This is a genomic window from Ruegeria sp. BG8 (assembly GCF_056538325.1).
In genome coordinates this window covers 265,658-287,159 of record NZ_JBQFSZ010000002.1, presented here as the reverse complement: position 1 = coordinate 287,159, position 21,502 = coordinate 265,658, and the positions used below count along the sequence as shown (strand labels likewise).

Sequence of the window (21,502 nt, the reverse complement as noted above, 5' to 3'; positions counted from 1 at the left end):
GGCCTCCCGTGATGCGGGAGCCCTACTCGCCGTAGGGCACCCAGATGTTTTTCACTTCGGTCGCAGCCTGCAGGAAGCGGCGGGAATGGTCCATGCTCCAATCAATTGCCGTCGCGTTATTGACCCAAGTGCGTTTCAGGTTTCCGGCGGACACAGCCTCGATTTCTTTCGACAGGTCGGTGGACGAGAACGACCAGACCGCATCGACGTTCAGGTGTGAGGCCAGCGGCTTTGCCAGTTCTGCGTGGCGGCCGGTCAGAATGTTGACCACGCCTGCGGGTACGTCCGAGGTTTCGAGGATCTGGTAGAAATCCGTCGCGGCTAGCGGGTAAGGTTCTGATGCGGCCAGCACCACCCGGTTGCCCATCGCAATCGCCGGGGCCAGGACCGAGACCAGACCCAGCAAAGGTGCCTCATCCGCGCACAGCGCGCCGATCACACCCACGGGTTCCTTCATCGCAAGGGCTACTCCCCGGATTGGTACCCCGTGGACTTGACCGTCATATTTGTCGGCCCAGGCGGCGGCGGTGAACAGGCGCTGGATTGAGGCGTCCACCTCTTTTGCACCGGTCTTGCCGCCGGTCATGGCATCAATCCGCGCCGCGAACTCATCCGCACGGGCCGAGAGGTTTTCGCCGATGTAGTACAGGATCTGCGCGCGCAGATGGCCGATGGTCTTGCTCCAACCTTTGGCTCCTGCCGCCGCCTCAACCGCGTTGCGCACGTCCTTGCGGTTGGCCAGACCCACATGGCCCAGAAGGCCCGATTTGCCCCAGACGGGTTTCGAGTACCCGCTATCGGGCCGCGCCTGTTTGCCGCCGATATACATCTTGGCGGTGCGGTCGATTGGATCGACCGGGGCACCGTCGCCTGTCGGAACTTCGACCTTGGTCAGCGGCTTGGTCTTGCCCTTGGGTTTGGTATAGGCGGCCAGCCCTTCCCAACCGCCTTCGCGGCCAAAGCCGCTTTCGCGGACACCGCCAAAGCCGGCGGCTGCGTCGAACAGGTTGGTGGCATTCACCCAGACCACACCCGCAACCAGTTTGGGCGCGATATCCAGCGCGAGGTTCACATTCTCGGTCCAGACTGTCGCGGCCAGCCCATAACGGGTGTTGTTGGCCAGCTCGACCGCCTCAGCCGGGGTGCGGAAGGTCGTGGATACCAGAACCGGGCCGAAGATCTCTTCTTGCATCAGCGGATCGGATGTCTCCAGACCCGAGATCAGCGTGGGCGGATAATAGCAGCCGTTCTCGGGCAGCGCGCAGGCCGCCTGATAAACCTCACCTGCGGTGTTGCTGTCGACCATGCCTTTGATCGTCTGCAACTGGATCGGGTCTACAACCGCGCCCACGTCGATGCACTTGTCCAGCGGATCGCCGATGCGCAACCCATCCATCCGCGCGCGCAGCTTGGCGTAGAACCTCTCGGCAATGCCTTCCTGCACCAACAGGCGCGAGCCCGCGCAGCAGACCTGACCCTGATTGAACCAGATCGCATCCACCAGACCTTCGATGGCTGAATCGATATCGGCATCGTCAAACACGATATAGGCGGATTTGCCGCCCAGCTCCAACGTCAGTTCCTTGCCCGAGCCTGCCGTTGCCTCGCGAATACGCCGCCCCACGGTGGTTGATCCGGTAAAGGCGATCTTGTCCACGTCGGCAGCCACGATCATCTCACCCACCGCGCCGTCGCCGGTGACGATGTTGACCACACCCTTGGGCAGCCCGGCCTGCGAGCAGATGTCAGCAAACAGCAGCGCCGTCAGCGAGGTATACTCGGCCGGTTTCAGAACCACCGTATTGCCCATCGCCAACGCGGGCGCGATCTTCCACGCCAGCATCAGCAGGGGGAAGTTCCACGGGATGATTTGACCACACACACCCAACGCCTGCTCGTCGGGCAACTCGCTCTCCATCAATTGCGCCATGCCCGCGTGGTAATAGAAATGCCGCTGCGCCAGAGGGATGTCGATGTCGCGCGATTCACGGATCGGCTTGCCGTTATCCATAGTTTCCAGAACGGCAAACAGGCGCGCATGTTTCTGCAACAGCCGCGCAATGGCATAAAGGTAACGCGCACGTCCCGCGCCACCGAGTTTCTCCCACTTGGGCTGCGCCTTGCGGGCGGCTGCCACGGCAGCGTCGACGTCGGCCTGCTTGGCTTGCGTCAGCTTGGCCAGCACCTCTCCGGTCGCGGGGTTGCGGCTTTCGAACCCTTTGCCGGGCTTGGTGAAGGCCCCGTCGATATAGTGGCCGAATTTGTCACCCTGATCGACCAGCCAGGCCAACGCCTCGGCTGCACTTTCGGGGGCGGGGCCGTAGTCCATGGTTTCGAAAATCTCTTTGACTGTCATTATTCTTGTCCTCAGCCCATGGAGTGACGATAGCCGGCGGAGTAGGCGCCCGTTACATAATGTTCCAACTGCCGTTCGATATCGCCCAGCAGCGAGGAGGCGCCAAAGCGGAACAGGTCCGGTTCAAGCCAGCGATTGCCCAGCTCATCCTTGATCAGCGACAGATAGACCAGTGCGTCCTTGGCCTTGGAAATCCCGCCCGCAGGCTTGTAGCCGACCCGATACCCGGTGCGGTCATAGTAATCGCGGATCGCGCGGATCATCACCAGCGATACGGGCAGGGTGGCGTTAACGCTTTCCTTGCCGGTCGAGGTCTTGATGAAATCCGCCCCCGCCATCATGCACACGACCGAGGCGCGAGCGACATTGCGCAGGCTGCCCAGCTCTCCGGTGGCTAGGATGGCTTTGACATGGGCGTCGCCACAGGCGGCGCGAAACGCTTTCATCTCATCATACAAGGCCTGCCAGTCACCCGACAGCACATGGCGGCGCGAGATCACGATGTCGATTTCTTCGGCCCCGGCCTTCACGCTTTCTTCGATCTCGGCCACGCGCAGGTGAAAGGGCGACAGACCCGCCGGGAACCCGGTCGAGACAGCCGCCACCGGAATGCCCGTGCCTTTCAGCGCCACAACGGCGGGTTCGATCATGTCGTGATAGACACAAACTGCGCCTGTGGTGATCGGTGGCATATCCATCGCCTGCAACAGCGCTGGGGCCACAGGTTGCCGCGCCTTGGCGCAAAGACGGCGAACGCGGCCCACCGTGTCATCACCTGACAAGGTGGTCAGGTCGATCATGGTGATCGCCTTCAGCAGCCAAGCGGCCTGATAGTCTTTCTTTACCGAACGACGACCGGGCAGGGTGGCGGCACGGCGTTCAATAGCCGATGTATTGGCCTGAACAGCGCGCACCCAATCCAGGTCCAGGTCCATGCCCGGGTTTCTGGGTTCGGTCACTTGCGGCAGATGCGCGGTGCGCACGGGGCTGTCTGAGCTCTGCGTTTCCATCTTCACATCCTTTGGGAGGTTTGCGCCAAAATCGCATGTGTTGCGGGTAAATGGAAGGCAGTCCGGCGTCTGAAGTCCAGTTTTTTTGACCAAATGGACAAAAATAATGAACTTTCTTGCGAATAATTCTCAATAGCATTGACTTAGTTGCGAGTGGTTCGCATATTTAACGTCATGGGGATATCAGATCGGGGTCTGACATGATTCGTCGTAGCTTTCTTGCAGCGCTGGCTTTTGCCGTCGCGCTGCCCGTATCGGCTTGGGCCGGATCGCCGCTGAAAGTGGTGGCAACGACTGGTATGATTGCAGATGCCGTGCGTCAGGTCGGTGGTGATCAGATCGAGGTCAAAGGCCTGATGGGTCCGGGTGTCGATCCACATGCCTACCGCCAGACCCGCAGCGACATCGTCGCGATGACCCGTGCGGACTTGATCCTTTGGCACGGTCTGTATCTTGAAGCGCAGATGGAAGACTTCTTTCACGATCTGGGCCGTAAACGGAACGTGGTCGCCGTGGCCGAGGTGATCGACACATCCAAACTCCGCGCGCATGACGATTACGCCGACAAATACGATCCGCATATTTGGATGAGCCCCGCCTTGTGGCGCGATGTGGTTGTCGAGGTGCAGAATGCCTTGACCGAGGCGCGTCCCGACGCGGCTGATTTCTTCGCAGCCAACGCGAAGACACACTTAACCGAGATTGACCAATTGGAAGCCTATGGCAAGAAAGTGCTAGCGGCCGTTCCAGAAGACCAACGGGTGCTTGTGACCGCGCATGATGCCTTTGGGTATTTTGGTGCGGAATACGGGTATGATGTTTTGGGAATTCAGGGCATCTCGACCCAATCCGAGGCCGGTTTGAACCGGATTGGCGAATTGGTCGATGCGCTGGTCGACCAGAAGCTTGCTGCAGTGTTCGTCGAAAGCTCGGTTTCTGATCGTTCGATGCTGGCCCTGATCGAAGGGGCCGCAGCCAAGGGTCATGATGTCAGCATCGGAGGCGAGCTGTTTTCGGACGCAATGGGCGAGCCCGGAACATATGAGGGCACATATATCGGCATGCTGGATCATAACTTCACCGTCATCGGGGGCGCTCTGGGCGCAGACGTGCCGGATCGCGGTATGAACGGCAAACTGTCGGCGGGGTTCTAAGCGATGCTTGAACTGGCGGCAAATCAGGGTGTATCCGTACAGGAAAATGGACTTGAAAACAGCCCTCTCGCTATTCGCGGGCTGACCGTCTCTTATGGCCAGAAACCGGCGGTGTTTTCCGTTGACATGACCGTGCAGCCTGGGGCGATGACCGCCATTATTGGCCCGAACGGAGCCGGTAAATCGACGTTGCTAAAGGCGGCGCTGGGCATAGTCTCGCCGCTGTCCGGGCAGGTGACCGTCTATGGTCAACCGTTGGAAAAACAACGTGCCCGAATTGCCTATGTACCGCAGCGCGCAAGCGTTGATTGGGATTTTCCGACCCGCGTGATTGACGTGGTGCTGATGGGACTGTCTCGGGAATTGGGCCTGCTGGGACGTGTTCGCGCGCGGCACAAGGCGCGGGCGATGGATTGCCTGAGCCGGGTCGGCATGCGCGATTTCGCAGATCGTCAGATCGGCCAGCTGTCAGGGGGGCAACAGCAACGCGTGTTTCTGGCGCGTGCATTGGCGCAGGACGCTGACCTGTATCTGTTGGATGAACCCTTTGCCGGTGTCGATGCGGCCACGGAAAAGGCCATCATTGCTGTTCTGAAATCGTTGAAAGAGGCTGGCAAGACCGTGGTCGTGGTCCATCATGACCTTGCCACTGTGACCGACTATTTCGATCATGTTTTCCTGATCAACACGCGCAAAGTGGCCGAGGGAACAGTGGCTCAGGCGTTCACTGCTGAAACCCTGCAATCCGCCTATGGAGGGCGGTTAGCGACAGCTCAGATCGACCAGATTTCGCGCGCATTGGGATAACCATGCTTTGGGACGCTCTGACCCTGCAGCTTGGCTACAACGCCTCGCTGGTCGCCATTGGTGCCGCGCTACTGGGTGTGTCGGCTGGTGTGACAGGCACCTTTCTTTTCCTGCGCAAGCGCGCGCTGGTCAGTGACGCAATCAGCCATGCGACCCTGCCGGGCGTATGCCTGGCCTTCATGCTTTTGGTCCTGTTGGGCGGCGACGGTCGCAACCTGATTGGATTGTTGGCGGGCTCTGCCGTATCCGCGTGGATAGGGCTTTTGTGTATGAACTGGCTGACGCGCAACACAAGGCTGGCAGAGGATGCAGCGATTGGCGCGGTTCTGTCGGTTTTCTTTGGGTTTGGCATCGTTTTACTGACCATTATCCAAACTATGGGTGTCGGCCGTCAGGCCGGGTTGGAAGGGTTTCTTTTGGGATCGACCGCCGGAATGCTGTGGGCCGACGCGTTGATTATCGCAATCGGTGGGGCAGTGACCTTGGGGTTGGTGATGCTGCTGCGACGTCCCATGACCCTGGTGGCCTTTGATCCGGAATATGCCGCAGCCCGAGGCGTGCCTGTGCATCGGGTCGATCTTGCCATGATGAGTCTTGTCATGGCGGTGACGGTCGTCGGGTTGAAAATCGTCGGTTTGATCCTGATCGTCGCCTTACTGATCATCCCGGCTGTGACGGCCCGTTTCTGGACAGAACGGTCGGATCGCGTCGTTGTGCTGGCCGGTCTGGCAGGGGGCGTATCCGGATACGTCGGAGCTGCGTTATCCGCATCGGCACCCAATTTACCGACTGGCCCAATCATAGTTCTGGTGAGTTTCGCGCTGTTTTTGCTGTCTTTGCTTCTGGCACCAGTGCGCGGTGTCATGGCGGCCCTTCTGCGGCACCTTAGGTTTCAACGTCGCGTACACATCCGGCAGGGTTTGCTGGCGCTGGCGCAGGGGCAAAAAATCTACGAACCGCTGACCTTGCGATTGTTGTGCCGCGCCGGTTTGGCGCGCGCGGACGGTGTCGCAACCGAGGCCGGGAAAGCCCGCGCCGCGAAGGCGTTGCGCGACGAAAAGCGTTGGGAAGTTGTCCGGGCCGATCAGGCTCACGAGGCGACAGCCGCGCTGTATGATGGTTTGCGCGATATCGAAACTGTATTGACGCGCGACCAGATCATCGAGATCGACCGTCAGATTGGCGGCCCGCAGGGGGTTGTAACATGAGCGGTGAAGAATTTGTCCCCCTTTCATTGACGCCCCTATTGATTGGTACGTTTGCAGCCATCGCCTGCGCATTGCCGGGCAATTTTCTGGTGCTGCGCAAACAGGCTCTGATCGGGGACGCGATCAGCCATGTCGTGTTGCCGGGGATTGTTGTGGCGTTCATACTGACCGGCGCAATTTCCACCTGGCCGATGATGTTGGGGGCCGCCGGTGCCGCTGTGGTCGCTGTTATATCGATTGAGGCGATCCGCCGTCTTGGCCAGATCGAGCCCGGTGCCGCGATGGGTGTGGTCTTTACCACTATGTTCGCCGCGGGCGTTCTGTTGCTTGAGCAAACGGACACCTCGACCGTGCATCTGGATGTGGAACATGCGCTCTACGGCAATCTGGAAAGCCTGATCTGGCTTGACGCAACCGGGTGGTCGTCGCTGTGGGACATCGAGGCGCTGGCCGGTCTGCCGCCGGAACTGCCACGCATAGCTTTGACCGTCGCCGGGGTTTCTTTGTTCACTTGGTTGTTCTGGCGGCCGCTCAAGATTTCGACCTTTGACGAAGGTTTTGCGCGTACCGTCGGAATTCGCACGGGTCCGTTGGGTTTTGCCCTTGTGATCACGGCTGCAATTGCGGCAGTGGCGGCATTTGACGCGGTGGGTTCAATCATCGTGATTGCAATGTTCATCTGCCCGCCCGCTGCGGCGCGAATGATGACCAACCGGCTTGAGTCCCAGATTGGTTGGAGCATCGTATTTGCCGTGATTTCAGCGGTCGCCGGATACGTTTTGGCGGGGTACGGACCCTTATGGCTGGGGATGGCAGACGCGGTCAGCGCGGCAGGTATGATCGCAACTGTTTCGGGCCTAATACTGGCGCTGGCTGCGATCTTGGGGCCGTGTCGAACCCGGGCCGGGGCACCGGGACCGGCATAAATACGGTGTGCGCAGGGGCCAGATTCGGCTGAACTCCGCCCAACGGGATGGGGGCTTCAGAGTTAATGAGCCCCAAAGGGCATTTCGTGTTACAGAACTTTCATTGTTAAACGTTTGACCGCCACTCACATTGGATCGTTCGGGCAACCGCGAATACGCTTATCACCCCTATTTTGATGACGCGACGCGATTGTCCGAACGCCCCCTCTCTCTTTAAATCCAGTATCTATGAAGGTGGTAGAATCGTGCGCACCTGTGCTAGGTCTAGGGGTATGGCGCATGTAGACCCCAATATCCGCGAAAATCGACCGGTTATCCGACAGCTGGATGACGCCGCGATCAACCGTATCGCAGCGGGGGAAGTGGTGGAACGCCCGGCCTCTGCCGTCAAAGAGCTGGTCGAAAACTCGATTGATGCGGGATCAACGCGAATTGCCATAGATATTGCGGATGGGGGTAAGACACTGATTCGTGTCACAGATGACGGATGCGGTATTTCTACCGATGATTTGCCGCTGGCCTTGTCGCGCCATGCCACGTCAAAGATTGACGGCTCGGACTTGTTGAACATCCACACGTTCGGCTTTCGTGGCGAGGCACTGCCCTCGTTGGCGGCCGTCGGTCGGCTGACCATCACCAGCCGAGTGCCGACGGAAGACGCGGCGCAGATCCATGTGGCGGGGGGCAAAATGGAGGCAGTTAAACCTGCCGCCCTGCGCGGGGGTACTGTGGTCGAATTGCGCGATCTGTTCTTCGCAACGCCTGCACGATTGAAATTCATGCGCACAGACCGGGCCGAGGCGCAGGCAATCACGGATACAGTCAAACGCCTTGCGATGGCAGAGCCGGCAATCACCTTTACGCTGCGCGATGTGTCCGGTGGTGGTGAGGGTCGGGTGACCTTTCGCGCCTATCGTGAAAATGGCGATCTCTTTGATGCACTGCACGCACGACTGGCCCGTGTCATCGGACGCGACTTCGCCGAGAATGCCCTGAGGATCGACGCCACACGCGAAGGCATTCGACTGTACGGTTACGCGGCCCTGCCGACCTATTCCCGTGGTGCCGCCGTGGCGCAATACCTTTTCGTCAATGGCCGTCCTGTGCGGGACAAGATACTGACTGGCGCCCTGCGGGCAGCCTATTTCGATTTCCTCAGCCGCGATCGGCATCCCGCTGCTGCATTGTTCATCGATTGTGACCCGACCCTGGTTGATGTGAATGTACACCCTGCAAAATCCGAGGTTCGGTTCCGCGATCCCGGCGTGGCGCGCGGTCTGATTGTCTCGGCTTTGCGCCATGCACTGGCCGAGGCTGGTCACCGGGCGTCATCCACCGTGGCGAATGCGACGCTTGGTGCGATGCGGCCAGAGCTGGCGCAACCGGAACCAGCACGGGTGTATCAGATGGACCGGCCATCGCGCGCTGCGCGGCAGATCGCCTTTCAGGCGCAATCGCCCGGTTTTTCCGAATTGTCGCAGGATTACAGCGGTAGGATTGTCGAACCGGGCCCCACAGCGACCCCTGCAGCAGAAGAACCACCTGTGCAAGAGCTTCCTCTGGGTGCCGCGCGCGGGCAGGTGCACGAAAACTACATAATAGCCCAGACGGCTGACGGCATGGTCATCGTTGACCAACATGCTGCGCATGAGCGGCTGGTCTACGAAAAGCTGAAGACCCAGATGGCCGAGAATGGTGTCGCAGCGCAGGCGCTACTGATCCCGGAAATTGTGGAATTGTCCGAGAGCGACTGCGCGCGTTTGATGGCCGTTTCTGACGACCTTTCCCGCCTTGGCCTGACGCTGGAGCCGTTTGGTGGCGGGGCAATCGCAGTGCGCGAAACACCCGCAATTCTGGGCGAGGTCGACGCGCGCGCGATGATCCTGGATATCCTTGATGAATTGGCGGACCAAGGGGAAAGCCAGACGTTACAAGCCCGGATTGAGGCGATCCTGAGCCGGGTTGCGTGTCATGGCTCGGTCCGTTCGGGGCGCCAGATGCGTGCCGAGGAAATGAACGCGCTGCTGCGCGAGATGGAGGCGACGCCCCATTCCGGTCAGTGCAACCATGGACGGCCAACATATGTGGAACTGAAACTGGCCGATATTGAGCGTTTGTTTGGACGCAGTTGATCCCGCCTTGCGCGCGGGCTAATAAGAATAAAACAAGAACATCCGAGGCGACATGATCGAGATTGCAGGTACTCAATACGCGCTGAACGACCCGGTGGTCCTGACCGTGGGCGGAGTGGTCGCGCTCATTCTGGTCTTGTTGTTTTTGTCGCTGCGTGCGGCCAACCGATCCGCCCAATTGGCAGAGCCCCTTTCCCGTCAAATGGCGCATCTGGGGCAACATGTGCAGCAGTTGGGGCAGGGGCAAGAGCAGCTGCGCGGCGGGTTGCAGCATGTATCTGACACGCAGGCCAACGCGCAGGTGCAGGTGATCCAGACGGTCGAATCCCGCTTGTCCTCGGTACAGCAGCAAATGAACGACCGGCTGGCGGACAATGCGATGAAATCGGCACGTGCCCTGGCTGAGATGCAGGAAAGGATGAAAGAGTCACTGCACGGCTCTTCCAAGCAGACGGCCACCTCACTGACCCAATTACAGGAACGTTTGGCGGCTATCGACAAGGCACAGGACAATATTACCAAATTGTCCGGTGATGTGTTGTCCTTGCAGGATATTCTGTCGAACAAGCAAACACGCGGCGCGTTCGGTGAGATCCAGTTGAATGATATCGTGTCCAAGGCGTTACCATCGGACAGTTTCCAATTGCAGGCTACGCTGTCGAATGGGCGACGCGCGGATTGTCTGATTAACCTACCCAACCCACCGGGCCCAATCGTGATTGACAGCAAATTCCCATTGGAAGCCTACGAGGCGCTGATCGGGTCGACCAACGATGTGGAGTTGAAGGCGGCGGTGCAGATGTTCCGCAGCACCGTTCGCAAGCACATCACCGACATTGCCGAGAAATACATACTGGATGGCGAAACCGCCGATGGCGCGTTGATGTTTCTCCCATCCGAGGCAGTCTATGCCGAGCTGCATGCCAAATTCCCCGAGCTGGTGCAGGAAAGCTTTAGCAAGCGGGTCTGGATCGTTTCACCGACCACCTGCATGGCAACACTGAACACGATGCGCGCGATCCTGAAAGATGCGCGAATGCGCGAGCAGGCCGGGGCGATCAGAAAAGAGCTTGGGCTGCTGCATAAAGACGTGGAGCGTTTGGGGGATCGCGTCTCGAACCTGGATCGGCATTTTGGGCAGGCTGCCAAAGATATCTCAGAAATCAAGATCAGCGCCGAAAAGGCCGGACGCAGGGCACAACGGTTGGATAATTTCGACTTCGAAGAATTGGCCCCCGAAGACCACACAAACGTCGTGCCTTTGGGTAAGTCCGAAGGTTAGGCGTTACTGGATAGACAGATCGAGGTTATAGCCAACGGTCTTTCCTGTATCGCGGTCATTGCCCATCAGGTAGACGCGGATCGTGTATTCCCCGTCTTCGGGCAGGTTTATGCGGGCTGTATTGCCGTCAATGGACCCAATATAGATCGCCTCACCATCACTGCCCGGTGGCAGGATGTTGAAATAGACCACACCGTTGCCGTTCGTGTCACTGACAACAAGCTCTGCGAACATTTCCTGCCCGGCTGAGGCGCCCAGCTTATAGTCGAAATACTCATACCCAGTGACTGTTCCGCTGACCATCGTGCCATAGTTGCCTTGGTCGAATTTGACATCGGCCACACGCTGAGCAGAAGCGACTGTGGCCAACCCGATGGTTGTCGCAAGAACGAACAAAACTCTCAGCATAGCAAGGCCCTCCACAGTGCGGGTTCAGTTTAGCACAACCGGGCGATACGCGTCAGATTCGAAGAAAGGGCTGAAAAATGCGCGGCATCAGTTTGCTGAATTTCAGCGGCGCATCCGTGACCGCCAGGCAAATGCAATCCTCGGACATGTCTGCCGTGGGGGTGTGATGCAGGTCTTCGTCCGCAATCTCAACATCACCACGGGCAAAGTGATCAACCTCGTCCGAGAACGCACCCTGCAGCACCATCGTCAGCTCAATACCCTTGTGCGAATGGTCCGGCACGGCAGCTCCGGCCGGGATGAACAGAAGGCGGGCTGTCGCTTCGCGCGTCGTCGGCAATATCGCCTGTTTGACGCCCATACCGATCGAGCGCCACTGGATGTCGTTCACGTCACCGCCAACGTAGTCCTGCAGCGGTGTTGGTAGAACCGAACAGCCGGGACGCGACGGTTTCGCAATTGGCGCGCCTTGGGCGATCATAGCCATAGTTGCGGCAAGGGACCCGTTGCTCATGCCGATAGTGTCATCCTGCTCTTGCAGGACACAGCCGCCTACGGCGTCGAACCCTTCGGCACGCGCACGGCAGTGGTCGCACAAGGATAGATGCGTCGCGACCATCAGGTCGAACGCCTCGGGCAAAGACCCTGCAGCGTAGGCCATCAGCAGGTCGTCTGTCAGGTGATGTTTGATCTTGTTACTCATCATCGTCATCTCAGTTCATGGCATGGCGCAAGCGGTCCAGCGCCAACCTAATTCTAGATTTGATCGTTCCCAGGGGCAGCCCGGTCTGCGATGCGATCTCTCGGTGACTCAGGTCGCCGAAATACGCCTTCTCGATCAGTTCTCTTTGCGCCACTGGCAACGCGGTCAAAGCGTCACGCAATTGCGCGGTTTCCTGTTGCAGCGCGATCACGTCGTCCTGATCCGGCTCTGCCTCGGGTCCCCAGCCAAGATCTTCTGGCTCGGGTCGGCGTTGCTTGCGCAGGACGTCGATGCGCTTGTTTCTTGCAATCGTGAACACCCAGGTGGCCACGGTTGCGCGGGTCGGGTCGAACAGATGCGACTTGTGCCACAAGGTGGCCATAACCTCCTGCGCGCACTCTTCGGCCAAAGTGGCGTCCGATCCTGATTTCATCAGGAACGCCTTGACCCGAGGGGCAAAGTGCTGGAACAGCTCGGCAAAAGCCGCCTGATCCTGCCCATCGCGGATACGGGTGATGTGACTCACCCAATCGGTTCTTGTGTCGCAACTGCCGTTTGCCTGGTTCACCGGTTTACCCTTGATGCGTTGCTTTGCGCGCAAGGGTGTCACTATGGGCCCGTCGGCCACCGGTTCATCCAAGCTCGCGGTATCGATCTCGGTAAACATAACCTTATTACGCGGGCAGACCCAAGCCGGATCACTCTGCACAATTATTTTAATCCACACTGACTACGATTTCGTAGTACGCATATGTAAAGACTGAGGAAAAGAATGCAGTTTGATCGGTTGGCGGGCAAAATGGGAAAGGCAGGATGAACCGGATTGATCACATCGCGGGGCATACCTACCACGGACGTAAAGGTGCGATAGAAAACGCGTTTCGCTATTCGGTCGACTATATCCTGCTGGATCCCGAAGCCGACGTAGCGACACCGTTTTTATTCTCACTCAACAAACCGAACATTACCAATTGGCGCGAGCGGGATCACGGTGGGGAGCCTGGCAAAGGGCGTGGTGCAGAATGGCTGCGTGAGCAGTTTGAGCTGCTGGGCGTGACACAGCCCAAACGCATCGCTTTGCTGACCCAACCGCGTGTACTGGGCCATGTCTTCAACCCGGTCAGTTTTTGGTTCTGCTTCGATGCCGAAGATAATTTGTATGCAGTCGTGGCTGAGGTGACGAACACCTATGGCACACGCCACAGTTACCTGTGTCACAACGCGAACTTTGCGCCTATCCAACCGTCAGACAGGATTGTGGCCGACAAGTTGATGCATGTGTCTCCGTTTCAGAAGATCGAAGGGTCTTACACCTTTCGGTTTGATTTGCGTCCCGATCGGGTTGGCGTCTGGATCGACTATGGGCGCGAGGCGGGGGGCCTGATCGCCACGCTGACGGGACCGCGTGCGCCACTGACGGACCGGGCTTTGGCTTGGTCATTGGTGCGCCGGCCATTCGGTGCACGCCGTGCCTTTACGCTGATTGTCTGGCAGGCCTTGAAGCTAAAGCTGAAGAAAGCCCGATTTCGCCCGTTTCGCAGCGCACCGGTGCCGGATCACCCTGTTTCGGGTATCCGCAAACCCTAAACCCTCGTTTTTTGCTCAAGATCAAAGACTCAACCCGGTCTCGGTGGTTGATGTTGTCTTGAAACCGCGAACACGAGGAGTCGGAACATGCTGGAAATCTCGGCAAGAAAAATCGCTCAGGTCGCCATGATGGGCCGTGAACTGGATCGGGCCGAGGGCGAGTTGCGTGCGTTTATTGATCGTATGGGTGAGGACGAACAGGCCGAGCTGGTCGCCGTCATGTGGATTGGCCGCGAAAGCTTTTTCGCAGAAGATCTGGCCGAAGCTATTGCAACTGCCAAATCCGAAGCATCGACCCCCTGTGCGGATTACCTGATTGGCACACCGCACCTGTCAGATCACCTTGAAAACGGTTTGGACGCCTTGGGTATTTCAGCTGAGGATGTCGAGAACGATCTGATGTGATCTTGTGGGCAACCGCAAAACTCCGACAAAAATTTTGACACGAACATCCTGAAATGCCTTGTTAGGCGTGGGCTGGCTTTGTTTGTCTGAGGCTTGGCCAGAACAAACGTATTGCGCAAAAAAGGGATGGGATATGACGTTGGATTTACAAGAGGTTTGTAGCGGCTTGGGCTTTCCAGAAGGACCGGTCGCGATGGACGATGGGTCTGTCCTGTTCGTGGATATCAAGGACGAAAACCTGTCCCGAGTGACGCCTGACGGGAACGTCACTGTCGTTGCCCATATACCCGGTGGACCGAATGGCGTTGCTATCGGTCCGGATGGCGCGGCGTATGTGTGTAACAACGGTGCCGTTTACAGCTTTGTCCCCTATGGCCCGGACAAAATCACTGTGCCGTCGCCTTTGCGCCCGGATTATCGGGGTGGATCGGTTCATCGTGTCGATCTAAGCACCGGCAAGGTTGAGCCCTTGTTTGACTCGTACAAGGGCGAAAGGCTGATTGCACCTGATGATATCGTCTTCGATGCGGACGGAGGGTTCTGGTTCACAGACACCGGAATTCAGGATGAAACCTCGACCCGATATGGGGGGCTGTACTATGCCTCGATCGACGGAAAAACGCTGATCAAGGCTGCGACGATCCCCATGCCCAATGGCGTTGGGCTGTCTCCGGACGGAAAAACAATCTACGTTTCGGACACTGTTTTTGGTCGTTTATGGGCGATGGAGATCACCGGACCCGGAGAGGTCAAGCCCGGACCGATTCCGGGGATGACTGGAACCGTGGTGCAAACCTTGCCGGGATACCAATGGCTGGATAGCCTCAAGGTGGAACAGGACGGTCGCGTTTGCGTTGGAACAATCTACAACGGTGGGATCACTGTTTTCAGCCTCGATGGGACAACGGAACATGTGCCGGTGCCGGACCTCTTCACAACAAATTTATGTTTCGGCGGCAAAGACATGCAGGATCTGTGGATAACTGCGTCGAGCACCGGTAAAATCTATAAAACCAGATGGCCCCGCCCCGGCCTGAAACTTGCATTTACGGCCTAAGATACAGCTTTTGGATGCAATCGCGTGACATTTTCGCTTCCCGGTCGGGATGTCTTGTCGATTGGGTTGTGTCGCGTACTGGCGGGGTCGGTCGCGGTGTTGTAGACAAAACACCGATATGGTGAAGGACAAGGATAAGCCTGCCAAGGAATTGGCAGAATCGGCGCAGCGTCGTCCGGTTTCCGTATTGTTCGCCGATATGGTTGGCTACACCGCGATCATCGCCGGGCTGGAAGAAGAAAAGTCTCTGGAATTTGTGCGCACCGTCTATGACATGCTGGTGCGTTCAGTCGAAGAACATGGCGGCACTGTCCGTGATTTCGGCGGCGATAGCATCATGGCCCTGTTCGGAATTCCGGATGCATTGGAAGACCCGGCACTGCGGGCATGCCGTGCCGCTCTGACTGTCCATCAAGCTTTTGCTGAGGCAGAGGATGATTTTGAAAGCCGGTTCGGTGTCCGCCCCAAAATGCGGGTTGGGGTCAGTTCTGGTACCGTTCTGATGGCCACCGTGCAGGGCAAAGGCGGCCCGACGACGGCTGTGGGCAGCACCGTGAACTTGGCGGCGCGGCTTGAAAACCTTGCGCCACCCGGTGGCAGTCTGATCTGTGACACGACCCGCGGTCTTGTCGAGTGGGTGACAGAGCTGGGTTTCTTTGGCGAACACCCGATCAAGGGTTTGGACGCACCCCAAAAGCTGTGGCAATTGCAATCGGTCAAAGACGAAGCCACGCGGTTTGATGCCTCTGTTGCGCGTGGCCTAAGTGACTATGTCGGTCGGGCCGGTGAATTGGATGCCATGTCCACCGCTTTGGCACGATCCGAGCGCGCCCGTGCGGTCATAGATCTTGTCGCGGAACCCGGCCTTGGAAAAACACGTCTGGTTTTTGAGTTCCTGCAGCGGGTTCAGTCCGAAGATGTTTCAGTATTGACCGGTCACTGTTTTGCAGACGGCCAACAGGTGCCGTTTCTGCCCTTCCTTGAGATTTTGCGAAAGTCCTTCCAGATCGTCGATGCCGATCAGCCTCAGCGGATTCAAAAGAAACTGGAGGTCGGGCTAGAGAAATCCAAACTCTATACGCAAGAAAACCTTGGTCTGGCGATGAACCTTCTGGGGCTGCGCCCGCCAGCGGATGCGTTGGACGGTTTGGACGGCGTTTTGATCGGGTTGCGCAGCCGCGAGCTTATGCTGGCGCTGCTCAGATCGAAATGCAGCCGGGACCGCGTGATCCTGTTGATCGAAGACAGCCACTGGATTGACAGCGCCTCCGAAGATCTGTTGGGCCTTGTGATCGAAGAACCGGAATTCGCCAATCTCATGGTCATTCAGACGCGTAGGCCGGAATACACGCCCGGCTGGCTGGGCGAGGCTGGTGTCACGACGCTGGCGCTCAGCCCGCTTGAGGTTGATGATTTCGCCGATTTGGCCCGTGCGCGTCTGGGTGTGGATGATCTGGAAGACGGGCTGGCCGAACAGTTGACAACCCGGGCAGGTGGAAACCCGTTATTCGGTGAAGAAATCCTGAGTTTTCTTCAGGATCAAGGAACGCTGCGCGTGGACGCAGGCAAGGCGCATTTCGACGCGGAAATGGACGATACCGGTCTTCCTGTGACGATGCGCAGCCTTCTTGCGGCGCGGATTGAACGGCTGGAACCCGAAGACCGGGAATTGCTACAGGCGGCGGCTGCGATCGGGCGCCGCTTTGATCCGGGTCTGTTGTCCCAACTTGCAGAGCAGGCCGAAGACACAGGCGCGGTTTTGCAGCGTCTGCAGGCGCAGGATGTTTTGTACCGCGAGGCGAACTCGTCCGATTACATCTTTCGCCACGTTCTTTTACGGGATTCAGTTTACCACAACCTCGTGGCGTCCCGGCGAGCAGAGCTGCATTTTGCAATTGCCGAAGCTTTGGTGCATCGCAACGCAAACCGTTTGCAAGAGGCGGCCGAGATGCTGGCCTATCACTACGGATTGTCGGATCGGGTGGATCAGGCGTTTCGCTTTAGCGCGATGGCCGGTGACAAGAGTTTGGGCGTCTATTCACTGGATGAGGCCAACCGGTATTACGAGTCGGCGTTGGACTTGTATCTGAACAACCCAGATTGTGCCTCGAAAGAACAATTTGCGGCGTTTCTGGCGAATTTCGCATTGTGTTCTAACATCTCGCTCAGGGTGAAAACACTTATCGATCTGGCAGGAACCGTTCGTCCGATCCTGGAACAGGTTGGAGACGACAAAAACCACGCCTTGTTCCTGCATCACTATGTGTCTTGCCTTGTGTGCAATGGAAAATACCACGAGGCGCATTGGGTTCAGAAAGAACTGACCGAAATGGCCAATCGCCTGCGCGATCCGGCCTCCAAGGCCTATGCGATGGTGAACGAGCTTTCGGTCTCCATCTATCATTCGCCAATCGACAACGACAAGTTCGAGGCCAGAAAGGGTCAGGTCGAAGCTGTCCTTGAACAGATCGAAGACGCCTATATCCAGAACTTCTATCTGGCGACTGTCGGCTGGAATGAACTGTGCCGCGGTCGTGTTGCGCGCGCGCATGCGACATCGGATCGAATGATCGCAGTGGGCGAGACGCGTAATGACCCGCGATCACTGGGTTATGGCAAGGCGATGAAAGCGCTGATCGCAATGGTCACCGACGATTACGAGCTGGCGTTGGCAATGGCAGAAGAAGCGCGCAAAACCTCGAAGGTCGAATTCGAACGCGCCATTGCTGCGGCTGCAACCGTAGGGGCGTTGTTGCCCCTGCAAAAGCCCGAAGCGATCGAAACGGCCAAACGCCACATTGAAGACTGCCAGGAAAAGGGGTGGTCTTTGTTTACGGTCGGTCCCGAAACGATGCTGGGGGTCGCGTATGCGATGAACGGCCAAATCGCAGAAGGTCTGTCACAGATAGAAACCGCGCTGGCAAAACGCGAAACCGAAGGTACCCAGATCGCGACGGATTGGGCGCGCCTTTACATGTGCGAGCTTTATTTGGCGATCCTAACGGGTGAGGGCGGCGGCTCATTGCGGGTTCTTTTGCGGAATTTCAGGTCCATACTGTGGGTTGTTCTGTTTGGTGAGAAACGGCTGCGGTCGATGATCGACGCGGTTCGCAGCAACCCTCAGTTGGACAAGAACGGTCACTATATCGCACGCTGCGACATGATCATGGGCTTATTGTGCAAGGCCCGGAAAAAGAAAGATCAAGCCATAAGTTATCTGACCAAGGCTCGTGTTGTCGTCGAGACGGCCGGCAAAACGCCGTTGCTGGCACGTATCGACGCCGCTTTGGCGGAACTGGCCTAATCCGTCAGCTCGGACAGGTATTTTATCGCGGTCAGACTGGGCAAAAAGGTATATGCACCCCCGCGTGTGAAAATCAGCCGCGGGAAGCCGTACAAGCGGATCGTATCGCCGTCGGGCAGTGTCATGTCAAACCAACTGGTCTCGGCTGTGTTCGCCCCCAATAGCGGGTCATTTGCCCCGGTTATGTTGGGGTCCTGCAGGCCAAGGTTGATCCAGTCACACATGACTGCTTCGAATTGCGCGCCGATATTGGCACCGATGAAGCTGCCCAGCAGTCCACGTTCCGCGCTGTCGGGGTTTTGCGGGTCAAAGTCGGGGCCATAAGACATACCCCGGCGCACCAGTCGCCGGGTGTAATTGGCGATCCGCTGAACGATAGGCCCACCACGCGGGTTGCCGCGGCGCAAATGCGACCCGGCAGGGCAACGCGAACCGTGCGTATAGTCAAAATTGGTTGGTGAAACCTCGGTTTCCGGCCACTGCGCGTCTGGCGAAAGCTCGTAAGGGACACCATTGCGCCAGCGCCCGCACATCTGGGCGGCAACGACTTCGCGCAGTGCGCCGCGCTGATCCAGACCTTTGCCGATACGGTCCAAGTGATCGGGGTCGGCCAACAGATCGCGCTTGGGGTGATCCATCAGTGTGTCAGCGGCCTGATCCAGATAAGCCTCGAACGCGGCTGCGTCCTGCGCGAGAATGCGAAAGGCATTGAAGGATCCATTAACGCCCAAAGCATCCGGGGATGGGACGCGGAACAAAACGCCCTCTTGCCGCGTGGGGTATCCCAGCAAAGCCGTGCCCAGCGGGTCAATCGGTTCGTCCACCCCGGCTTGATCAGGGTCGAATACCTGTTCGAACCTGGGTTGAGAGATGCCATCGACATAGCCAAAGAACACCTTGCCTTCAGGCAAATTTCGACCGTTGCGCACACCCAAAACATTGAACGCCGCGCTCACCTGCTTTTCGATGAGGTCGAGGTGTTCTGCAACGTCGGAATGCACCGAAGCCATCAGGTGAATGCGGTCTGGCTGATCAAACGGTGCGGGCCAGTGCTCAGGTGCGCTATCGCCGAAGTCGCCCAGTTTCATCGCGCGGCTTGTCATGCCCTGCTTGAATTCTGTGGGAAAAGTATTGAGATGCTGCGCCGGAGTTCCCAGCGCCCGCAGTCCCTGATACGTAATGCCGATGTTAAAGCAGAAGGGCGGCTTGACCTCCCACAGCACCCCGCGTGTGATGGCCGGAACGTTGTCCTGCCCGCCTTCAACCGTAGCGGCCAGAAACTGACGTGCAGCTGCGCGGTCCGTGACTTCCAGAAAAAGGTGGCGCACAAGGTCAAGGCGGTAGCCGCGCAGGATGTTGCCCTGAATATCGGCGAGATCGAGTTTTCTGGTCACCAGCCCTGTCCAAACTTTTGGCGCACTTGCGCGGCTGAAACTCCGGGATAGGCGCGATAGCCGCCCCCGAGCGAAATATTGCGGTTGGCATGTAGTTGCAGCACAAAGTCACGCGGCAGCGACGCCAACATATGGGGCGGCTTGTTCGGTTCCCGCCCTTTGGCGATGTCCTGCAGTCCGAACATGTCGGTGGGGAAATCAGGCGCCTGAAACAAGTCGTGCTCGTGGACCCAGTCGATGAACTCTTCGACGTTGTGTTCCGTTGGAATCAGATGATCTGCGCCATCCACCAGTGAGATCACATCGTTGAACACACTGCCGATTGTGGTGATGAAGTCGCGGATGTAATTGGTGAAATCTCCGTCATAGACCGAGATCATACAGATATTATTGTCGATCAGAAGGAACCGGGCGAAATGCACGGTGCCGACGTTGTCGAGCCCGGCAAAGATCTCGTCCACGTTTTGCGCAATTGCCATTGTGGCGCGCGCTCGACCGTCGGGCGAGGGGTCCTTGAGCGGCATGATCAGGTTCATCATGCGCTGCACGTTCTCACTGGGTTGCGGCGATGGGCGTGGCCCGCCCGGTAGCTTGGGTTTGGGGTCACGCCAGATCCAATAGGGCACGACGATGTATCGCGACAGGAACTGGAACCAGCCGCGATCAGGCAGGCTGTTGACGTATGTGTTGAACCATCCGTTCTGCGAGGACATGCGCTTACCCCTTTGAGAACGGGCAGGGGGAACCGCCGCGCCATTCGCTTGAGATTTTGTACGACTCGATACGGATTTTCAGCACCGGGTCATCTGAGGCCTCGATCCCCTTGGTCAGAAGCCCAGGGTTGAAGCTGAGTTTTTCGCAATCGGCAATCTGGTTTTCGGGGACGGCATCTACCGTCAGGGTCCCCATCATGATCCGTTTGCGATGGGGTGGCCAGGGACGGGATGAGTTTGAAAAGTCGTCGCCAACCTCGCCTATCGCCATCATCAAGGAAAACCGTGCAGGTTCCTTTGACAATCGCCTTTTTAGTTCGCCACGCAGGTAATCGTTGTCCGGCGGCTCATTGGGATTGGTCTTCAAGACACCCGCGATGGGCTGCCAGGAAAACCGCACCCAGCGGCGCACATTGTCCGGGCCTGTCACAATAAATGTGTGCACCGCATGGTACGCAGCGCGCACATAGCTGGTTGGCGCGCCGATTTGTGCGGCCTGCATCACACCCAGCTGTGAAAACGCGTATTTGTCGGCGAACGCGATCGCACCGTCGTCGGGGCTGATGGTTTCATCGGGATAGGGGTCACGTTTCGGCAGCATCAGGTGCAAGTAGTTGCTGATCTTTTGCCAAGGCGTTTCACCATGATAAGTTTTGGGCTTGGCCTCTTCGGCGAATTCCAAAAATGTTTCGGGCGTTGGTGCGAAGAATTCCGGCAGAGTCATCGCAATCAGATCGGTGTCCGAGCCGTCGGGCAGGTGGAACCGCACCGCCATGCCACGCACGTCTGACCAACCATCATGCACATCTGCGCTGCCTGACCCGTTTGAAAACCGCACGATCACGTCCGTCTTTTGCGTGTTAAAGTGCTCGGCAATACAGAATGTCTTGGCGATCGGAGAAGGCTCGAAAAATCCCGTTGCACTTATGCCGATCGTATGAACCGGACGAAGGTCCACGTCGCCATCAGGTCGACGTAAAACCTCGACCAGCTTCTCGGCAATGCCGGGATCGCTCATGCTTCTGCCCTCGTGTAATGTACTGATATTTTGAAACT

At 58.0% G+C, this 21,502-nt stretch carries 18 protein-coding genes; 10 read left to right on the top strand and 8 right to left on the bottom strand.

The genetic code is table 11. The features are described 5' to 3' along the window. Nucleotides 1-22 precede the first annotated feature (22 nt). Together ACR0DG_RS06645 and deoC are read right to left on the bottom strand one after the other, a co-directional pair. A complete protein-coding gene (locus ACR0DG_RS06645; protein WP_480695532.1) occupies nt 23-2,356 on the bottom strand; it encodes an aldehyde dehydrogenase family protein in 2,334 nt (777 codons plus the stop codon). Between the two features lie 11 nt (nt 2,357-2,367). Next, complete coding sequence (deoC, locus tag ACR0DG_RS06640) at nt 2,368-3,366, bottom strand: deoxyribose-phosphate aldolase (protein WP_480695530.1); 999 nt, start codon at nt 3,364-3,366, stop codon at nt 2,368-2,370. Nucleotides 3,367-3,566: 200 nt separating this feature from the next. Between deoC and ACR0DG_RS06635 the strand changes: the two genes are divergently transcribed. The 6 genes from ACR0DG_RS06635 (at nt 3,567) to ACR0DG_RS06610 (ending at nt 10,875) form a co-directional block, all read left to right on the top strand. Further along, nucleotides 3,567-4,520, top strand: coding sequence for a metal ABC transporter solute-binding protein, Zn/Mn family (locus ACR0DG_RS06635; RefSeq protein WP_480695528.1), 954 nt, complete (start codon nt 3,567-3,569; stop codon nt 4,518-4,520). 3 nt (nt 4,521-4,523) lie between these two features. Further along, nucleotides 4,524-5,327: a metal ABC transporter ATP-binding protein gene (locus tag ACR0DG_RS06630; RefSeq protein ID WP_480695526.1), complete on the top strand. Its 804-nt coding sequence runs from the start codon at nt 4,524-4,526 to the stop codon at nt 5,325-5,327. Between the two features lie 2 nt (nt 5,328-5,329). Then, complete coding sequence (locus ACR0DG_RS06625; protein ID WP_480695524.1) at nt 5,330-6,535, top strand: metal ABC transporter permease; 1,206 nt, start codon at nt 5,330-5,332, stop codon at nt 6,533-6,535. Beyond that, a complete protein-coding gene (locus tag ACR0DG_RS06620; RefSeq protein ID WP_480695522.1) occupies nt 6,532-7,461 on the top strand; it encodes a metal ABC transporter permease in 930 nt (309 codons plus the stop codon). The genes ACR0DG_RS06625 and ACR0DG_RS06620 overlap by 4 nt, the downstream gene beginning before the upstream one ends. A 272-nt stretch (nt 7,462-7,733) precedes the next feature. After that, nucleotides 7,734-9,593, top strand: a complete 1,860-nt coding sequence (gene mutL / locus ACR0DG_RS06615) for a DNA mismatch repair endonuclease MutL (RefSeq protein ID WP_480695520.1) — start codon at nt 7,734-7,736, stop codon at nt 9,591-9,593. 52 nt (nt 9,594-9,645) lie between these two features. Next, nucleotides 9,646-10,875, top strand: a complete 1,230-nt coding sequence (locus ACR0DG_RS06610) for a DNA recombination protein RmuC (RefSeq protein WP_480695518.1) — start codon at nt 9,646-9,648, stop codon at nt 10,873-10,875. Nucleotides 10,876-10,878: 3 nt separating this feature from the next. Here the strand turns inward: ACR0DG_RS06610 and ACR0DG_RS06605 are convergent, their stop codons facing one another. From ACR0DG_RS06605 to ACR0DG_RS06595, 3 genes are read right to left on the bottom strand one after another with little or no spacing between them, the layout of a single operon-like run. Beyond that, complete coding sequence (locus ACR0DG_RS06605; RefSeq protein WP_480695516.1) at nt 10,879-11,283, bottom strand: hypothetical protein; 405 nt, start codon at nt 11,281-11,283, stop codon at nt 10,879-10,881. Between the two features lie 52 nt (nt 11,284-11,335). Next, a complete protein-coding gene (locus tag ACR0DG_RS06600) occupies nt 11,336-11,986 on the bottom strand; it encodes a ChrR family anti-sigma-E factor (RefSeq protein ID WP_480695866.1) in 651 nt (216 codons plus the stop codon). Nucleotides 11,987-11,996: 10 nt separating this feature from the next. After that, nucleotides 11,997-12,554, bottom strand: coding sequence for a sigma-70 family RNA polymerase sigma factor (locus ACR0DG_RS06595; protein ID WP_480695864.1), 558 nt, complete (start codon nt 12,552-12,554; stop codon nt 11,997-11,999). 245 nt (nt 12,555-12,799) lie between these two features. Here ACR0DG_RS06595 and ACR0DG_RS06590 point away from each other — a divergent pair, with 245 nt between their 5' ends. From ACR0DG_RS06590 to ACR0DG_RS06575, 4 genes are all read left to right on the top strand, one after another. After that, nucleotides 12,800-13,573, top strand: a complete 774-nt coding sequence (locus ACR0DG_RS06590) for a DUF1365 domain-containing protein (RefSeq protein ID WP_480695514.1) — start codon at nt 12,800-12,802, stop codon at nt 13,571-13,573. Nucleotides 13,574-13,660: 87 nt separating this feature from the next. Beyond that, a complete protein-coding gene (locus ACR0DG_RS06585) occupies nt 13,661-13,978 on the top strand; it encodes a DUF3775 domain-containing protein (protein WP_170408475.1) in 318 nt (105 codons plus the stop codon). Nucleotides 13,979-14,111: 133 nt separating this feature from the next. Then, the gene (locus tag ACR0DG_RS06580; protein WP_480695512.1) at nt 14,112-15,035 is read left to right on the top strand and encodes an SMP-30/gluconolactonase/LRE family protein; all 924 of its coding nucleotides are present in this window, start codon (nt 14,112-14,114) and stop codon (nt 15,033-15,035) included. A 118-nt stretch (nt 15,036-15,153) separates the two neighbouring features. Then, nucleotides 15,154-18,339: an ATP-binding protein gene (locus ACR0DG_RS06575; RefSeq protein ID WP_480695510.1), complete on the top strand. Its 3,186-nt coding sequence runs from the start codon at nt 15,154-15,156 to the stop codon at nt 18,337-18,339. On the opposite strand, the gene ACR0DG_RS06570 is transcribed toward ACR0DG_RS06575, so the two are convergent. From ACR0DG_RS06570 to ACR0DG_RS06560, 3 genes are read right to left on the bottom strand one after another with little or no spacing between them, the layout of a single operon-like run. Next, the gene (locus ACR0DG_RS06570; RefSeq protein ID WP_480695508.1) at nt 18,336-19,733 is read right to left on the bottom strand and encodes a Dyp-type peroxidase; all 1,398 of its coding nucleotides are present in this window, start codon (nt 19,731-19,733) and stop codon (nt 18,336-18,338) included. The two genes, ACR0DG_RS06575 and ACR0DG_RS06570, sit on opposite strands and share 4 nt — an antisense overlap. Next, nucleotides 19,730-20,446, bottom strand: a complete 717-nt coding sequence (locus ACR0DG_RS06565; protein WP_480695506.1) for a hypothetical protein — start codon at nt 20,444-20,446, stop codon at nt 19,730-19,732. The genes ACR0DG_RS06570 and ACR0DG_RS06565 overlap by 4 nt, the downstream gene beginning before the upstream one ends. A gap of 4 nt (nt 20,447-20,450) precedes the next feature. Further along, nucleotides 20,451-21,464: a catalase gene (locus ACR0DG_RS06560; protein WP_480695504.1), complete on the bottom strand. Its 1,014-nt coding sequence runs from the start codon at nt 21,462-21,464 to the stop codon at nt 20,451-20,453. Nucleotides 21,465-21,502: the final 38 nt, after the last annotated feature.

Bases quoted from the DNA above. Each gene is read 5' to 3' on its own strand.
- ACR0DG_RS06635 (WP_480695528.1), top strand. From the start codon at position 3,567: ATGATTCGTCGTAGCTTTCTTGCAGCGCTGGCTTTTGCCGTCGCGCTG.
- ACR0DG_RS06580 (WP_480695512.1), top strand. From the start codon at position 14,112: ATGACGTTGGATTTACAAGAGGTTTGTAGCGGCTTGGGCTTTCCAGAA.
- ACR0DG_RS06585 (WP_170408475.1), top strand. From the start codon at position 13,661: ATGCTGGAAATCTCGGCAAGAAAAATCGCTCAGGTCGCCATGATGGGC.
- ACR0DG_RS06620 (WP_480695522.1), top strand. From the start codon at position 6,532: ATGAGCGGTGAAGAATTTGTCCCCCTTTCATTGACGCCCCTATTGATT.
- ACR0DG_RS06625 (WP_480695524.1), top strand. From the start codon at position 5,330: ATGCTTTGGGACGCTCTGACCCTGCAGCTTGGCTACAACGCCTCGCTG.
- ACR0DG_RS06605 (WP_480695516.1), bottom strand. From the start codon at position 11,283: ATGCTGAGAGTTTTGTTCGTTCTTGCGACAACCATCGGGTTGGCCACA.
- deoC (WP_480695530.1), bottom strand. From the start codon at position 3,366: ATGGAAACGCAGAGCTCAGACAGCCCCGTGCGCACCGCGCATCTGCCG.
- ACR0DG_RS06565 (WP_480695506.1), bottom strand. From the start codon at position 20,446: ATGTCCTCGCAGAACGGATGGTTCAACACATACGTCAACAGCCTGCCT.
- ACR0DG_RS06560 (WP_480695504.1), bottom strand. From the start codon at position 21,464: ATGAGCGATCCCGGCATTGCCGAGAAGCTGGTCGAGGTTTTACGTCGA.
- mutL (WP_480695520.1), top strand. From the start codon at position 7,734: ATGGCGCATGTAGACCCCAATATCCGCGAAAATCGACCGGTTATCCGA.
- ACR0DG_RS06610 (WP_480695518.1), top strand. From the start codon at position 9,646: ATGATCGAGATTGCAGGTACTCAATACGCGCTGAACGACCCGGTGGTC.
- ACR0DG_RS06600 (WP_480695866.1), bottom strand. From the start codon at position 11,986: ATGAGTAACAAGATCAAACATCACCTGACAGACGACCTGCTGATGGCC.
- ACR0DG_RS06575 (WP_480695510.1), top strand. From the start codon at position 15,154: ATGGTGAAGGACAAGGATAAGCCTGCCAAGGAATTGGCAGAATCGGCG.
- ACR0DG_RS06590 (WP_480695514.1), top strand. From the start codon at position 12,800: ATGAACCGGATTGATCACATCGCGGGGCATACCTACCACGGACGTAAA.
- ACR0DG_RS06630 (WP_480695526.1), top strand. From the start codon at position 4,524: ATGCTTGAACTGGCGGCAAATCAGGGTGTATCCGTACAGGAAAATGGA.
- ACR0DG_RS06645 (WP_480695532.1), bottom strand. From the start codon at position 2,356: ATGACAGTCAAAGAGATTTTCGAAACCATGGACTACGGCCCCGCCCCC.